General features: G+C 52.2%; 16 protein-coding genes. 9 read left to right on the top strand and 7 right to left on the bottom strand.

Annotated elements, in window-relative coordinates; all coding sequences use genetic code 11:
- Nucleotides 1–21: 21 nt before the first annotated feature.
- The 3 genes from dacB to pmrB are packed head-to-tail and all read left to right on the top strand — an operon-like array spanning nt 22 to nt 3,187.
- The gene (dacB, locus tag ACI2J2_RS14175) at nt 22–1,455 is read left to right on the top strand and encodes a serine-type D-Ala-D-Ala carboxypeptidase (RefSeq protein ID WP_400767683.1); all 1,434 of its coding nucleotides are present in this window, start codon (nt 22–24) and stop codon (nt 1,453–1,455) included.
- Between the two features lie 8 nt (nt 1,456–1,463).
- Nucleotides 1,464–2,126, top strand: coding sequence for a two-component system response regulator PmrA (gene pmrA / locus ACI2J2_RS14170; protein WP_209634341.1), 663 nt, complete (start codon nt 1,464–1,466; stop codon nt 2,124–2,126).
- On the top strand, nt 2,123–3,187 hold the full coding sequence (gene pmrB / locus ACI2J2_RS14165; RefSeq protein WP_209634339.1) for a two-component system sensor histidine kinase PmrB: 1,065 nt from the start codon (nt 2,123–2,125) through the stop codon (nt 3,185–3,187). Before pmrA ends, pmrB begins: the two co-directional genes overlap by 4 nt.
- Nucleotides 3,188–3,237: 50 nt before the next feature.
- On the opposite strand, the gene cgtA is transcribed toward pmrB, so the two are convergent.
- From cgtA to rplU, 4 genes are all read right to left on the bottom strand, one after another.
- Nucleotides 3,238–4,410, bottom strand: a complete 1,173-nt coding sequence (gene cgtA, locus ACI2J2_RS14160) for an Obg family GTPase CgtA (protein ID WP_209634337.1) — start codon at nt 4,408–4,410, stop codon at nt 3,238–3,240.
- Nucleotides 4,411–4,426: 16 nt separating this feature from the next.
- Nucleotides 4,427–5,398 carry a DMT family transporter gene (locus tag ACI2J2_RS14155; RefSeq protein ID WP_400767686.1) on the bottom strand — a complete coding sequence of 324 codons (972 nt, stop codon included), beginning with the start codon at nt 5,396–5,398 and terminating at the stop codon, nt 4,427–4,429.
- A 112-nt stretch (nt 5,399–5,510) separates the two neighbouring features.
- On the bottom strand, nt 5,511–5,768 hold the full coding sequence (gene rpmA, locus ACI2J2_RS14150) for a 50S ribosomal protein L27 (protein WP_004933559.1): 258 nt from the start codon (nt 5,766–5,768) through the stop codon (nt 5,511–5,513).
- Between the two features lie 17 nt (nt 5,769–5,785).
- Nucleotides 5,786–6,097: a 50S ribosomal protein L21 gene (rplU, locus tag ACI2J2_RS14145; protein WP_037423192.1), complete on the bottom strand. Its 312-nt coding sequence runs from the start codon at nt 6,095–6,097 to the stop codon at nt 5,786–5,788.
- Between the two features lie 269 nt (nt 6,098–6,366).
- Here rplU and ispB point away from each other — a divergent pair, with 269 nt between their 5' ends.
- Complete coding sequence (gene ispB / locus ACI2J2_RS14140) at nt 6,367–7,338, top strand: octaprenyl diphosphate synthase (protein ID WP_209634333.1); 972 nt, start codon at nt 6,367–6,369, stop codon at nt 7,336–7,338.
- Nucleotides 7,339–7,387: 49 nt separating this feature from the next.
- Here ispB and ACI2J2_RS14135 read toward each other — a convergent pair whose 3' ends face one another.
- The gene (locus ACI2J2_RS14135) at nt 7,388–7,738 is read right to left on the bottom strand and encodes a DNA-binding protein (protein WP_209635264.1); all 351 of its coding nucleotides are present in this window, start codon (nt 7,736–7,738) and stop codon (nt 7,388–7,390) included.
- Nucleotides 7,739–7,918: 180 nt separating this feature from the next.
- On the opposite strand from ACI2J2_RS14135, the gene ACI2J2_RS14130 reads away from it, so the two are divergent.
- Nucleotides 7,919–8,179: a helix-turn-helix transcriptional regulator gene (locus tag ACI2J2_RS14130; RefSeq protein WP_209634331.1), complete on the top strand. Its 261-nt coding sequence runs from the start codon at nt 7,919–7,921 to the stop codon at nt 8,177–8,179.
- A 67-nt stretch (nt 8,180–8,246) separates the two neighbouring features.
- On the opposite strand, the gene mdh is transcribed toward ACI2J2_RS14130, so the two are convergent.
- Nucleotides 8,247–9,185: a malate dehydrogenase gene (mdh, locus tag ACI2J2_RS14125; RefSeq protein WP_209634329.1), complete on the bottom strand. Its 939-nt coding sequence runs from the start codon at nt 9,183–9,185 to the stop codon at nt 8,247–8,249.
- A gap of 465 nt (nt 9,186–9,650) precedes the next feature.
- On the opposite strand from mdh, the gene argR reads away from it, so the two are divergent.
- The 3 genes from argR to yhcN (ACI2J2_RS14110) all read left to right on the top strand — a co-directional run bounded on the left by argR (nt 9,651) and on the right by yhcN (ACI2J2_RS14110) (nt 11,178).
- Nucleotides 9,651–10,121: a transcriptional regulator ArgR gene (gene argR / locus ACI2J2_RS14120; protein WP_020824937.1), complete on the top strand. Its 471-nt coding sequence runs from the start codon at nt 9,651–9,653 to the stop codon at nt 10,119–10,121.
- A gap of 405 nt (nt 10,122–10,526) precedes the next feature.
- Entirely contained in the window at nt 10,527–10,790 is a 264-nt protein-coding gene (gene yhcN / locus ACI2J2_RS14115; RefSeq protein WP_209634327.1) for a peroxide/acid stress response protein YhcN, read from the top strand.
- Between the two features lie 124 nt (nt 10,791–10,914).
- Nucleotides 10,915–11,178, top strand: coding sequence for a peroxide/acid stress response protein YhcN (yhcN, locus tag ACI2J2_RS14110; RefSeq protein ID WP_209635262.1), 264 nt, complete (start codon nt 10,915–10,917; stop codon nt 11,176–11,178).
- 200 nt (nt 11,179–11,378) lie between these two features.
- Here the strand turns inward: yhcN (ACI2J2_RS14110) and mpl are convergent, their stop codons facing one another.
- The gene (gene mpl / locus ACI2J2_RS14105) at nt 11,379–12,758 is read right to left on the bottom strand and encodes a UDP-N-acetylmuramate:L-alanyl-gamma-D-glutamyl-meso-diaminopimelate ligase (protein WP_209634325.1); all 1,380 of its coding nucleotides are present in this window, start codon (nt 12,756–12,758) and stop codon (nt 11,379–11,381) included.
- A gap of 168 nt (nt 12,759–12,926) precedes the next feature.
- Between mpl and fbp the strand changes: the two genes are divergently transcribed.
- Nucleotides 12,927–13,931 (top strand): class 1 fructose-bisphosphatase, encoded by a 1,005-nt coding sequence (gene fbp / locus ACI2J2_RS14100; RefSeq protein WP_099064485.1) that lies wholly within the window; start codon nt 12,927–12,929, stop codon nt 13,929–13,931.
- Nucleotides 13,932–13,957: the final 26 nt, after the last annotated feature.

Raw genomic sequence — 13,957 nt, 5'->3', positions numbered from 1 at the left:
TCCAGCTGTTATCCCGAGATTATGCGTTTTTCACGAATTGTCAGTGCATTGGCTTGCGCATTTGTTCTAAATGCGAATGCGGCCCCGGTTGAAGATTACACACAATATTTGCCTGATGGGGCCAACCTTGCCCTGGTAGTTCAGAAGATCGGCGCCGATACGCCGACCATCGATTATCATTCACAGCAAATGGCGTTACCGGCCAGTACCCAAAAAGTGCTGACCGCGCTGGCTGCATTGTTGCAGCTCGGCCCCGATTACCGCTTCACGACCACGCTGGAGAGCCAAGGCGATATCAGCGACGGCGTTTTGCGCGGCAATTTGATTGCCCGCTTCAGCGGCGATCCCACCTTTAAGCGCCAGAACCTGCGCAATATGGTCGCCATACTGAAAAAGCAGGGTGTGCGGCAAATTACCGGTGATGTGCTGGTCGATACGTCCGTATTCGCCAGCCATGACAAAGCTCCCGGTTGGCCGTGGAACGATCTGACGCAGTGTTTCAGCGCACCGCCGGCCGCGGCGATTGTCGATCGCAACTGCTTCTCGGTGTCGCTCTACAGCGCGCCGAATCCGGGCGATATGGCCTTTATTCGCGTGGCCTCTTATTACCCGGTCAATATGTTCAGCCAGGTGCGCACGCTGGCGAAAGGCTCTGCGGATGCTCAATATTGTGAGCTGGATGTGGTACCCGGCGAATTGAACCGCTTTACTCTGACTGGCTGTCTGACCCAGCGCAGCGATCCATTGCCGCTGGCCTTCGCTATCCAGGATGGTGCCAGCTATGCCGGAGCCATCCTGAAAGATGAGCTGACACAGGCTGGCATCCAGGTAGACGGCCACCTAAAGCGCCAGACCCAGCCAGGGCTGAAAGGGACCGTGATAGCACAAACGCAGTCAGCACCGCTGCACGACCTGCTGAAGATCATGCTGAAGAAATCGGACAACATGATCGCCGATACCGTATTCCGGACGATCGGGCATGAACGTTTTGGTGTCCCAGGAACGTGGCGTGCCGGCGCTGATGCCGTACGCCAAGTGCTGCGCCAGAAGGCCGGTGTTGATCTGGGCAATAGCATCGTCGTGGACGGTTCAGGGTTATCACGCCATAACCTGCTGGCCCCAGCGACCATGATGCAGGCGCTTCAGTACATTGCGCAGCATGACAATGAGCTGAACTTCATTTCGATGCTACCGCTGTCAGGCTACGACGGAACCCTGCGCTACCGCGGCGGGTTACACGAAGCTGGCGTTGACGGTAAGGTTTCTGCAAAAACCGGTGCGCTGCAAGGCGTATATAATCTGGCCGGGTTCATTACAACCGCCAGCGGTCAGCGCTTTGCATTCGTACAGTATCTGTCAGGTTATGCCGTACCGCCGGAAGATCAAAAACAGCGCCGCGCTCCATTGGTGCGTTTTGAAAGTCGCCTGTACCGGGATATTTATCAGAATAACTGAGGGTTATGATGAAACTGCTGATTGTGGAAGACGATGAGCTCCTGCAACAAGGATTGGCGCTGGCATTAGCAGGGGAAGGCTATGCTTGCGACTGCGCCGCGACGGCGGCGGAGGCCAACGCCCTGCTCATTACTAGCCAGTACAGCATGATCATCCTCGATTTGGGTCTGCCTGACATGGATGGCGCCAGTCTGCTGCGGCAGTGGCGTCGTCAACAAGTTGACTTGCCGGTACTCATTCTGACGGCTCGCGATGCCCTTGAAGACCGTGTTGATGGGCTGGACGCCGGTGCTGACGATTACCTGGTAAAACCCTTTGCGTTGGTTGAACTGCAAGCGCGTGTACGCGCCTTAATTCGCCGCTATCAGGGCCACAGTGACAATCTGATGCAGTTGGATGATCTCCAGCTCAATCTTTCCAGCCAACAAGTCTATGTTCAGCAACAGCCGGTGGAAGTCACACCGAAAGAGTTCGCCATTCTGTCACGCCTGATGATGCGCGCCGGCCAAACGGTCAACCGCGAGTTGTTACAGCAGGATCTTTATACCTGGCAGGATGATTTGGGCTCTAACACGCTAGAAGTGCATATTCATAACCTGCGCCGCAAATTAGGTAAGGACCGTATCCGTACCGTACGTGGCATCGGCTACCGCCTGGAGTCTTCATCATGATCAGCATGCGCCGCCGTCTGTTATTGATGCTGGCGCTGATCCTTTTGGTCACCCAGCTTATTAGCGCATTTTGGCTTTGGCACGAAAGCCAGGAGCAAATCAGCTTTCTGGTAGATGAAACCCTGTCGGCTAAAGTGCGTACCGAACGTGTCGATACGGAGATCGCCGAAGCCATCGCCTCGCTACTTGCCCCCTCGTTAATCATGATGATAGTCACGCTGCTCGCCTCATTTTGGGCTATCAGTTGGATTATCCGGCCACTCAATCAATTGCAGGAACGGCTGGAGAAGCGTTCCGCCGATAATCTGACGCCACTCCCGCTCAGCAGTGACAGCCTTGAAATGATGGCGGTTACCACCACACTCAACCAACTGTTTTCACGACTGGATAACACTATTCAGCAAGAGCGGCTCTTTACCGCCGATGCCGCACACGAACTGCGCACGCCGCTGGCAGGGATTCGGCTGCATCTGGAACTCATGGAAAAACAGGGCATTCCACAAAGCGGCCCGTTAATTGCCCGCATTGACCAGCTGATGCACACCGTCGAACAATTACTGATGCTCGCGCGCGCCGGGCAAGATTTTGCCAGCGGCCATTACCAACAGTTCGACTGGGTAAACAACGTGATCCAACCGCTGCAGGAAGAGCTTGAGGAATTGGTCGCCCAGCGCGAGCAAAAACTGCAATGGCAATTGCCTGAAACCGCGCCGGTTCATGGTGACCCTGTCCTGTTGCGCCTGTTGTTGCGTAATTTGGTGGAAAATGCCCACCGTTACAGCCCAGAAGGCAGCAGTATTCGGGTACAGCTTGCCGCGCAGAAGCACGGTTATTTGCTGCAAGTGATTGATGAAGGCCCGGGAATCAAAGAAAAAATGGTTGGCGAACTCACCCAGGCGTTTCGTCGTATGGACCAGCGCTACGGCGGTAGTGGATTGGGGCTAAATATAGTGACCCGTATCGTACAGCTGCACCAAGGGCGCCTGACGATGGAAAACCGCCAGGATACCCACGGGCTGAATGCCCAATGCTGGCTACCGGAAAACGTGCTAAATAAATAGTGTCGATAAAAAAAGGGCCCAGTGTTAACTGAGCCCTTCTCTTCACAAGATTACTTCTGGTAAACGATTTCGACGCCTTCGTCGTCATCTTCGTCCCAGTCATCATCCCAGTCGTCATCCGCTTCAGCTTCCACTTCTGCGAGTTGTTCACGGTGGTAATCATCCCACATGAACTCGACTTTCTCCGGCGCGCTTTCTTCGATCGCCATCGCCTTCGGCTGCGTGTTGATAAACTGCATTACATCCCAGCACAGCGCGTTGACGCCTTCACGATTAACGGCGGAGATCATGTAGTACTTGCCTTCCCAGCCCATGCCTTCTGCAATCGCCTTGGCACGCACGGCAGCTTCTTCTTCACCAATCACATCAATCTTGTTGAAAACAAGCCAGCGTGGCTTGTCTGCCAGATTTGCGCTGTATTGGTTCAACTCATTGATGATGATTTTGGCATTTTCTACCGGATCAGATTCATCGATAGGAGCGATATCCACCAGGTGCAGCAACACACGGCAGCGTTCCAGATGCTTCAGGAAGCGAATACCCAAGCCAGCACCGTCAGAGGCCCCTTCGATCAACCCCGGAATATCGGCAACCACGAAGCTTTGTTCGTGATCCATACGTACCACACCCAGGCTTGGCACCAAGGTCGTAAACGGATAGTCAGCAACTTTCGGCTTGGCCGCGGAGACTGCACGGATGAAGGTCGACTTGCCGGCATTCGGTAAACCGAGCATGCCCACATCAGCCAACAGCAACAGCTCCAGCAGGATGTCACGCGCTTCACCTGCGGTACCCAGCGTTTTCTGGCGTGGAGCGCGGTTAACGGATGATTTAAATCGGGTATTGCCCAAACCATGCCAACCGCCTTTCGCGACCATCAAAAGCTGGCCATGGCGGGTCATGTCACCGAGGATTTCACCCGTGCCCTGGTCTTGCACACGGGTGCCGACAGGGACTTTGATAGTAATGTCTTTGCCACGCTTGCCTGTACAGTCACGGCTTTGGCCGTTCTGACCACGTTCGGCGCGGAAAGATTTCTCAAAGCGGTAGTCGATCAGCGTGTTGAGGTTTTCGTCCGCCAACAAATAGACGTCGCCGCCATCACCGCCGTCACCACCATCTGGCCCGCCGTTCGGGATATATTTTTCGCGGCGGAAGCTGACGCAACCATTACCACCGTCACCTGCAACGACCAAAATCGCTGCTTCATCTACAAACTTCATTTACCGTCTCCGTAAATCATTCACCGGGCTGCTTCAAAGGAGCAACCAGGCGGGTTTCTGCCCGTCGCGGCCACCAACGGTGACCAATTGCGGAAAACATGGCGCCCGCAACCACCACGAAAGCACCGACATAGCCAACGACATTCAATGTCGGGGCGGCGAATACGTGTGGCCAGGCCAACGCCAATAAATCTGAAAAAAGCAGGGTAAACAGCGGTGTCAGCGTAACTAACGCACTCACCTGCGCCGCCTGCCAGCGCGCCATGGCTTCCGCCAGCGCACCATAGCCAATCAGCGTGTTGGCGCCACAGAACAGCAGGCAGGCTAATTGCCAGCCGCTGAGCTGAAAAATCACCCCTGGCTTGGCCAGAGGAAATAAAGCTATTGCACATAAAGTGTACAACATTAACAGTATTTGCGGCGAGGCTAATCGGCGCAGCAACACTTTCTGCGCAACGCCATAAGTGACCCACACCATCGCCGCACACACGCCTAGCAGCACCCCAAGGGTGTAATCCGTCAAGCGAGTGAAAATCTCAATCAGGCTGACGTTAAAAAACAACAACAACCCGAAAATCAGCATTAGCGCGCCTATCACCTGAGTGATGCGCATGCGCTCTTTTAAAATCAGCACGCTGGCAAACATCATGCCGACCGGCGACAGTTGGCCGATCACCTGCGATGCTGTCGGGCTGAGATACTGCAGCGAAGAGCTGAAGAAAATGAAGTTCCCCAGAAGGCCCGCCGTCGCGATAGCCAAAATCAGCAACCAGCGCGGTTGGCGAAATAGAGTCACTGGCGGCAGCCTGCCGCGCACGGCTAAAATAAGCCCCAACCCAAGCGCAGCAATGGTAAAGCGATACCAAACAACGGTAAACGGCTCCATCACTACCAGCACTTCTTTCATCGCAATCGGCAATGCGCCCCAGCAAACCGCTGTAGTCACCGCCAGAGAAATGCCAATTCCGACCTGCTGTTTCGTTTCCATCTTACCTTTGCCAGCGCTAACGGGTCTGCGCACAAGCAGCCCAACACCCTAGAATGTAAAAAGCCCCGCAACGAATTGCGGGGCTTACATCTATTTAGTCAGGCTCGGAAAATTATTCAGCTTCGATGCTGATGAATTTACGATTGCTCGGGCCTTTAACTTCGAATTTGACTTTACCGTCTTTCAAAGCAAACAGAGTGTGGTCTTTGCCGCAACCCACGTTGGTACCAGCGTGGAATTTAGTGCCGCGCTGACGAACGATGATGCTGCCTGCCAGTACTGCTTCGCCGCCAAAGCGTTTTACGCCCAGACGTTTAGCTTCTGAATCGCGACCGTTACGAGTCGAGCCGCCAGCCTTTTTGTGTGCCATTAATCTGCTCCCCTAACTTAAGCGCTGATGCCGGTGATTTTAACGTCAGTGAACCACTGACGGTGGCCCTGCTGCTTACGATGGTGTTTACGACGACGAAACTTAACGATCTTAATTTTCTCGCCACGACCGTGAGCAACTACTTCAGCTTTGATCTTACCGCCATCGACGTAAGGAACGCCGATTTTGATATCTTCGCCATTAGCGATCATCAGAATCTGGTCAAACTCAACAGCTTCACCAGTTGCGATGTCCAGCTTTTCCAAGCGAACGGTTTGACCTTCGCTTACTCGGTGTTGTTTACCACCACTTTGGAAAACCGCGTACATATAAAACTCCGCTTTCCGCGTGCCCAACTGTTCAGTACAGAGCGCGCTATAAATATTCACAATAGGGCGCGAATTCTACGCAATAATCCCGCATATGACAAGAGCAGAATAAGACCAGAAGCAGAAAAAAGAAGAAAAAAAGCACAGTTTCTTTCATGGCGTTTATCTGAACCGTTTTTCAAGTACAATCAGGAGGACAGTTACCGCCATGTACCGATGTGAGCAGCGATCTCAACGCGGTGAAGAGAAACACAGCTGAAAAAAATACAATGAACCTAGAGCAAATTACCGAGTTAACCGCGCAAGATATGGCGGCCGTGAACGCAACAATTCTCGAACAGCTGAATTCTGATGTCACGCTCATCAATCAGCTTGGCTATTACATTATCAGTGGTGGCGGTAAGCGCATCCGCCCGATGATCGCCGTTCTGGCGGCCCGGGCTTTGCATTATCAGGGTGATAAACACATTACCGTTGCTGCGCTGATCGAATTCATTCATACCGCCACGCTGCTCCATGATGACGTGGTAGATGAATCCGACATGCGTCGCGGCAAAGCGACCGCCAATGCCGCCTTTGGCAATGCTGCCAGTGTGTTGGTTGGCGACTTCATCTATACACGGGCTTTCCAGATGATGACGAGTCTGGAATCGCTCCGCGTGCTGGCACTGATGTCCGAAGCCGTTAACGTTATTGCCGAAGGCGAAGTACTGCAGTTAATGAACGTGCACGATCCGGATATCACAGAAGAAAGCTACATGCGGGTGATCTACAGCAAAACTGCACGCCTGTTTGAAGCAGCGGCGCAGTCTTCGGCAATCCTGTCAGACGCAAGCGTTGCAGAGGAAAAAGCGCTGCAGGATTACGGCCGCTATCTTGGTACCGCCTTCCAGTTGATCGACGATCTGCTCGATTACAGCGCCGATGGCAGCACCCTGGGTAAAAATACCGGTGACGACCTCAACGAAGGTAAACCGACATTGCCGTTGCTGCATGCCATGCATAATAGTGAAGGTGAGCAGAAAGCCATGATCCGCGGCGCAATTGAGCAAGGCAACGGTCGTCATTTGCTGGAGCCCGTACTGAAAGCCATGGAGCAATGCGGTTCGCTGGAATACACTCGCCAGCGCGCGGAGGAAGAAGCCGACAAGGCCATTGCCGCGTTGCAGGCCCTGCCTGAATCCCCGCATCGCACCGCGCTGGAAGGATTGGCGCACCTCGCGGTTCAACGTGATTTTTAAGAAACAATAGGCAACCTGCTGTTTCCACAGACCCGCTCTGCGGGTCTGCTCATTTCTCCGGTGAAATTCGCGCCAACAGGCCACCAATACCTTCACGCATCAAGAACGTCAAAACTTTCTCACGTTCGCTCTCTGTCAGGTGATAGTAATACTCAACCCACACCGTCAGTGGGTCCTGACGCTCAACGTCATAAATTGCCGAGTCCTCTTTCAATATCAGAAGATTACGGGTGCTATTAGGTAAGCTGTCGATATGATATTCCAGCGCTTTGCCTTGTACGCCTTTACGGCGTCGGCTGAGCCAACCTTCACGGCGCGCCATCAAATTTATTCCCTGTGGTGAGGAAGGTAACCCTGCCACGCTTGTCAGCTCCTTGGCGGTAAACCACTCTTTTTTCATAGCCATGATCTCTGGGAAGTTGGCAAATATCTTTTTTTGGAAACTATTCGGGTATTTTTTAAGAAACTTAGTGGTATGCTAGTTTCCGCATAAGCGATTCATGTTGTTTAAACGATTAATCTTGACCTGTTAGTTATACCACTAACAGAACTTTCGCTAATCAAAAAAAGGAATGCAAACATGAACTCAGAGAATAAGGACTGGCACCCGGCGGATATCATTGCGGCTTTACGTAAGAAGGGAACGACATTGGCGGCGGTATCGCGCAAGGCGGGGCTTAGCTCTTCAACGCTGGCAAACGCGCTATCGCGCCCCTGGCCAAAAGGAGAATGGCTCATTGCCGAAACACTCGACATTCATCCTGCAGAAATCTGGCCAAGCCGTTACTTCGATCCACACACCCATAACCTGCTGGATAGAAAAGCGCGAATTCGGTCATAACCGCAGGCATAAAAAAACCGCCGGAACACTGTCCGGCGGCTTATGCATATCTTACATCGCGGGGTGATCAGTTATTGATAAACTTTTCGCCCAGTTCAATATCTTTATGCAGCACATCCAGCATATCTGTCAGCGCTTTCTGCTCGAATGCACTCAGGGTACCAATGTCTTTGCGTTCTTCAACGCCGTTTTTGCCCAGCACCAGCGGTTGAGCGAAGAAGCGAGCGTATTTGCCATCACCTTCCACATAAGCACATTCCACCACGCCTTTTTCGCCTTGCAGTGCACGAACCAGGGACAGGCCGAAACGCGCTGCTGCCTGGCCCATTGACAGGGTTGCAGACCCGCCACCGGCTTTGGCCTCAACCACTTCCGTACCCGCATTCTGAATACGTTTGGTCAGATCCACCACTTCCTGCTCGGTAAAGCTCACGCCAGGGATCTGTGACAACAGTGGCAGGATGGTCACACCAGAGTGCCCACCGATAACTGGCACGTTCAACTCTTCTGGTTGCTTGCCTTTCAGCTCGGCCACGAAGGTGTTAGAACGGATGATGTCCAGCGAGGTGACGCCGAACAGTTTATTTTTGTCATAAACACCGGCTTTCTTCAGCACTTCTGCTGCGATAGCCACGGTTGTGTTAACCGGATTGGTGATAATACCGATGCAGGCTTTCGGGCAGGTTGTTGCCACTTGCTGAATCAGATTACGCACGATGCCCGCGTTCACGTTGAACAGATCTGAACGGTCCATACCCGGCTTACGTGCAACACCGGCAGAGATCAGCACCACGTCTGCGCCATGCAGAGCTGGCGTTGCGTCTTCGCCGCTGAAGCCTTTGATTTTAACTGCGGTTGGGATGTGGCTTAAATCGACGGCAACACCTGGAGTCACTGGGGCGATGTCGTAGAGAGAGAGTTCAGAACCTGAAGGAAGCTGGGTTTTGAGTAGAAGGGCGAGGGCCTGGCCGATACCGCCAGCAGCACCGAGAACTGCAACTTTCATCCTATACTCCTTTATTATCTTAAATATATAAAGCGCCGTGAATATGTTGGTTACGGACCTTAGATTATTACACCTTTAAAAACAATCTCTTAACAGTTCATTTGAGAACTGGCGCAATAAAACAGCCGATGTCGCGCTCATTTTAGATTAAATAGCTTACGCATTAAGGGCATAGCGCACACTAATCAAAAATACTGCGAGGTTATTCACGAGCAAGTTAACCGGCGGTTACATTACACCCTTACACAACATCAGAACAACATCATTTTAATAACATTTTCTTTACCACCACGAACCACTTTAAGGTCGCCGAAAGGGCATATTCATGGGGTTCGGATTTTGTTAAAATGCCGACCTTTCCTCATTGTCCGGGCATGATTGTTTTTGCTGGACGTCCTCTTATTGCATAAAAATTCATTTATATGCATAATAATCACTTCTATTGTCAACATTCTACGGTGCAAAATGCGTAATCCCGCAAAGCAGGAAGATCTGATCAAAGCGTTTAAAGCGTTATTGAAAGAAGAAAAATTCAGTTCTCAAGGCGAGATCGTTTTGGCGCTGCAAGAAGAAGGCTTCGAAAACATCAACCAATCCAAAGTATCGCGCATGCTGACCAAGTTCGGCGCAGTGCGTACGCGCAATGCCAAGATGGAAATGGTGTATTGCCTTCCAGCAGAACTCGGTGTGCCGACCACCACCAGCCCGCTGAAGAACCTGGTACTCGATGTCGACCATAACGATGCAGTCGTGGTCATCCACACCAGCCCTGGCGCTGCACAGCTCATTGCCCGCCTGTTGGATTCATTAGGGAAGTCCGAAGGTATCCTGGGCACCATTGCCGGCGACGACACTATTTTTGTTACCCCGGCCAGCAGCTTTACCGCTCGCCAATTGTACGAAGCCATCCTGACGCTGTTTGAACAAGAGTTATGATGCTTAGCGCTAACAAAATGCGGCTAGCCGTCGCGTTTTGTTAGCGCTTCTTTAACCCTATGCTTACGTTTCTCTCATCCCTTTCCACGTAAAACTCTAGATTTCCTTCACACCACAGCACATTTCAATGACATTTCTGTGTAACCAGTGATAGCCACTGCAATCTTTCGCACTTTTGGTCAAAAGCACTTACCTTATTGAAATTACATAAATTTAACATCAAAAGATCATTTTATGACCCGTTTTTATTCCATTTGGTTATAAAAAACAAACAACACCATGATAAAGTTTCACTAGAAACTGTTAGCTAACTATTAATTTTTAGCGTTACTAGATGTATACTCATTTCCGTGACGTAAATCACAGTTCACTGGAACTGATAAAAGAATACGATGAGGTCAAACCATGAAAATTAAAGCTACCGTTGCAACTATGAGCATTCTATCCATGCTTTCTTTCGGCGCATTTGCAGCACAATCTGTTGATGCAAGCCAGGCGGCAAAAATGCAGGCTGCAGGTACCATTACCGTAAGCGGCGTAGCCGGTGCACCTTCCGACATCCGTCAGGCACTGTCTGAGAAGGCCGATGCCAAAGGCGCAACTGCATACCGTGTCATTGAGGCGCGTAACGAAGGTAACTTCCACGCCACCGCAGAAATTTACAAGTAAGTACAAAATGTTACCCGGAAACGGGCAAAAGAACTCTGGTACCCAGCATCACCGATAACGGCCTTCAAGAATAAAAACGCTGTAAAAGCCCTTCCAGGCGGTTATCGCAACAGGACGCAATATGATGAACATGAAAACAACCCTCGCCGCACTTAGCCTGCTGTCAGTCGTTTCGTTCGGGGCCTCGGCCGCCACGTTAATCACTAATGACCAGGCAGATACCCTGCAATCTGCCGGTACCATCACCGTCAGCGGCATCACCGGCGCGCCTTCTGATATTCGCCAGGCCTTGTCAGACAAAGCTGATAAGCAAGGTGCCAAGGCTTACCGTGTAATTGAAGCCTATGAAAACGGTAATTGGCACGCGACGGCTGAAATCTATAAATAACAATTCAGGGGACGTGCTTACGGAACTGACTACCCTCGTCACTGCCACTGCCGAGTTCTGTCGTAAGCACTGATTCCCTGAAGAAATGTCGTCGTCCTATCCGACGAACCCCGTTGCCCTCGCTCGCGAGGGCTTTTTTATGCGCGAAAAAAAGGGCCGCGACCGGCCCTTAGAAAGGTTGTTTCACGCCACCCATATGATCAATAGGTGACTTTCGGTTCAGACTTGCGAGCCAAAGCGTCCAACAGTCGATCGTGGATACCGCCGAAGCCGCCGTTGCTCATGACCAGAATATGGTCACCCGGCTGAGCCGTTTTCACAATCATCTCTACCAGGGTGTCGAGATCGGCGCTCCAATGGGCCGGCTGCACGCAGGCTTCCGCCACTTCTGCCACCTGCCAGGGAATATGATGCGGCTGGAACAGGAATACTTCATCGGCACGACCAAGCGATGGCGCCAGATCGTTCTTACTGATCCCCATCTTCATGGTATTGGAACGGGGCTCAAGCACGGCAAGAATACGGGCAGTGCCACCAACCTTGCCACGCAGCGCGGCCAAGGTTGCCAAGATAGCCGTTGGGTGATGGGCAAAGTCGTCGTAGACCGTCACTCCATGGGCTTCACCACGCAGTTCCAGACGGCGGCGCGCATTGATGAAATCACCGAGCGCACGGCAAGCATCCGCAGGCATCACACCAACATGGCGCGTAGCAGCAATGGCCATTAAACCATTATGCATGTTGTGTTCACCCACCAGCGACCACTTCACTTCCCCCACCTGCTCACCATGCAGGAATACCGCATAATGGCTGGCGTCCGGTGTTAGCTTCTGTGCACGCCATGCGCCTTCTTCCCCGACCAGCTCCTGCTCGCTCCAGCAGCCCATCGCCATCACCTGTTTCAGGTGATTGTCGTTGTCAGGCAAAATGATCTTGCCCTTGCCGGGAACCAAGCGCACCAGATGATGGAACTGTTTCTGGATCGCTTTCAGATCATCAAAGATATCGGCGTGATCAAACTCCAGATTATTCATGATCAGCGTACGTGGGCTGTAATGCACAAACTTGGAACGCTTGTCGAAGAACGCGCAGTCATACTCGTCAGCTTCGATCACAAAGAACGGGCTGTCGCCCAAGCGGGCGGAAACGTCAAAGTTGCCAGGAACACCGCCGATCACAAAGCCCGGTTTATATCCGCAGACGTCGAGGATCCAGGTTGCCATACCCGCAGTGGTGGTCTTACCGTGAGTCCCGGCAACGGCCAGCACCCAGCGATCGCGCAGCACATAGTCATGCAACCACTGTGGACCGGAAACGTAAGGGATGCCCTGCTCCAGTACCGCTTCAACACAGGGATTGCCACGCGTCATGGCGTTACCAATGATCACCAGATCCGGCATGGGATCCAACTGAGCGGGATCGTAGCCTTGGATCAGTTCGATCCCTTCCTTCTCCAACAGCGTGCTCATCGGCGGATAGACATTAGCGTCAGAGCCGGTCACCTCATGCCCTAGCGAGCGAGCCAGCACAGCGAGCCCGCCCATAAAGGTGCCACAGATCCCAAGAATGTGAATGCGCATAGTTTTCTCATAGAGTACGTCGAATGTTGGCTTATTCTAACGCCCAGAATCATCCAGAAGAAATGGATTTGCCTATGAATAGCGCTCATCTTTGGGCTACACTGCTCGCGAATACGTTGGCGGTATGTTAACAAACCGCTACCCATCCGTAGATTCAGGGATTGTGTCATGAAAACGTTAGGCGAATTTATCGTCGAGAAACAGCACGACTTCTCTCACGCCACCGGCGAGCTGACTGCGCTACTTTCTGCAATTAAACTGGGCGCCAAAATCATCCACCGCGATATCAACAAAGCGGGTCTGGTTGATATTCTGGGCACCAGCGGCGTTTCCAATGTACAGGGTGAAGTTCAGATGAAACTGGACCTGTACGCCAATGAAAAGCTGAAAGCGGCGTTGAAAGCGCGCGGTGAAGTTGCGGGTATCGCTTCCGAAGAAGAAGACGAAATCGTGATATTCGACGGCGAGCGGGCTGAAAATGCCAAGTATGTGGTGCTGATGGATCCATTGGACGGTTCGTCCAATATTGATGTCAACGTCTCGGTCGGTACGATTTTCTCTATCTATCGTCGCATTACCCCGGTAGGCATTCCGGTAACCGAAGAAGACTTCCTGCAACCGGGCAGTGCTCAGGTGGCTGCTGGCTACGTAGTTTATGGTTCATCCACCATGCTGGTGTACACCACCGGTTATGGCGTGCATGCCTTTACTTACGATCCGTCTCTGGGCGTGTTCTGCCTGTCCCATGAGAAAGTCCGCTTCCCAGCCAGCGGCAACATGTATTCCATCAACGAAGGTAACTACATCAAGTTCCCACGCGGTGTGAAGAAATACATCAAGTATTGCCAGGAACAAGACGAAGCAACACAACGTCCTTACACCTCACGCTACATCGGTTCACTGGTTGCAGATTTCCATCGCAACCTGCTGAAAGGCGGCATTTACATTTATCCAAGCACCGCCAGCCACCCACAAGGCAAGCTGCGCCTGCTGTATGAATGCAACCCGATGGCGTTCTTGGCAGAACAAGCCGGCGGCAAAGCCAGTGACGGTAAAAACCGTATTCTGGACATTACCCCGGTGAAACTGCACCAGCGTGCACCTTTCTTCGTCGGCACCAAATCCATGGTTGAAGACGCAGAACGCTTTATCGCCGAAAATCCGGACGAATAAAGCGCCCAACGCAGGGGTGCAGCATG

The organism is Serratia sp. NPDC087055 (assembly GCF_044900985.1).
Lineage (GTDB): Bacteria > Pseudomonadota > Gammaproteobacteria > Enterobacterales > Enterobacteriaceae > Serratia.
The sequence above is the reverse complement of the archived record's forward strand: the minus strand, read 5'-3'. Positions and strand labels throughout refer to the sequence as shown.

Excerpts from the sequence above, each read along its gene's own strand:
- dacB (WP_400767683.1), top strand. The coding sequence starts at position 22 with ATGCGTTTTTCACGAATTGTCAGTGCATTGGCTTGCGCATTTGTTCTA.
- pmrA (WP_209634341.1), top strand. The coding sequence starts at position 1,464 with ATGAAACTGCTGATTGTGGAAGACGATGAGCTCCTGCAACAAGGATTG.
- pmrB (WP_209634339.1), top strand. The coding sequence starts at position 2,123 with ATGATCAGCATGCGCCGCCGTCTGTTATTGATGCTGGCGCTGATCCTT.
- cgtA (WP_209634337.1), bottom strand. The coding sequence starts at position 4,410 with ATGAAGTTTGTAGATGAAGCAGCGATTTTGGTCGTTGCAGGTGACGGT.
- ACI2J2_RS14155 (WP_400767686.1), bottom strand. The coding sequence starts at position 5,398 with ATGGAAACGAAACAGCAGGTCGGAATTGGCATTTCTCTGGCGGTGACT.
- rpmA (WP_004933559.1), bottom strand. The coding sequence starts at position 5,768 with ATGGCACACAAAAAGGCTGGCGGCTCGACTCGTAACGGTCGCGATTCA.
- rplU (WP_037423192.1), bottom strand. The coding sequence starts at position 6,097 with ATGTACGCGGTTTTCCAAAGTGGTGGTAAACAACACCGAGTAAGCGAA.
- ispB (WP_209634333.1), top strand. The coding sequence starts at position 6,367 with ATGAACCTAGAGCAAATTACCGAGTTAACCGCGCAAGATATGGCGGCC.
- ACI2J2_RS14135 (WP_209635264.1), bottom strand. The coding sequence starts at position 7,738 with ATGAAAAAAGAGTGGTTTACCGCCAAGGAGCTGACAAGCGTGGCAGGG.
- ACI2J2_RS14130 (WP_209634331.1), top strand. The coding sequence starts at position 7,919 with ATGAACTCAGAGAATAAGGACTGGCACCCGGCGGATATCATTGCGGCT.
- mdh (WP_209634329.1), bottom strand. The coding sequence starts at position 9,185 with ATGAAAGTTGCAGTTCTCGGTGCTGCTGGCGGTATCGGCCAGGCCCTC.
- argR (WP_020824937.1), top strand. The coding sequence starts at position 9,651 with ATGCGTAATCCCGCAAAGCAGGAAGATCTGATCAAAGCGTTTAAAGCG.
- yhcN (WP_209634327.1), top strand. The coding sequence starts at position 10,527 with ATGAAAATTAAAGCTACCGTTGCAACTATGAGCATTCTATCCATGCTT.
- yhcN (WP_209635262.1), top strand. The coding sequence starts at position 10,915 with ATGAACATGAAAACAACCCTCGCCGCACTTAGCCTGCTGTCAGTCGTT.
- mpl (WP_209634325.1), bottom strand. The coding sequence starts at position 12,758 with ATGCGCATTCACATTCTTGGGATCTGTGGCACCTTTATGGGCGGGCTC.
- fbp (WP_099064485.1), top strand. The coding sequence starts at position 12,927 with ATGAAAACGTTAGGCGAATTTATCGTCGAGAAACAGCACGACTTCTCT.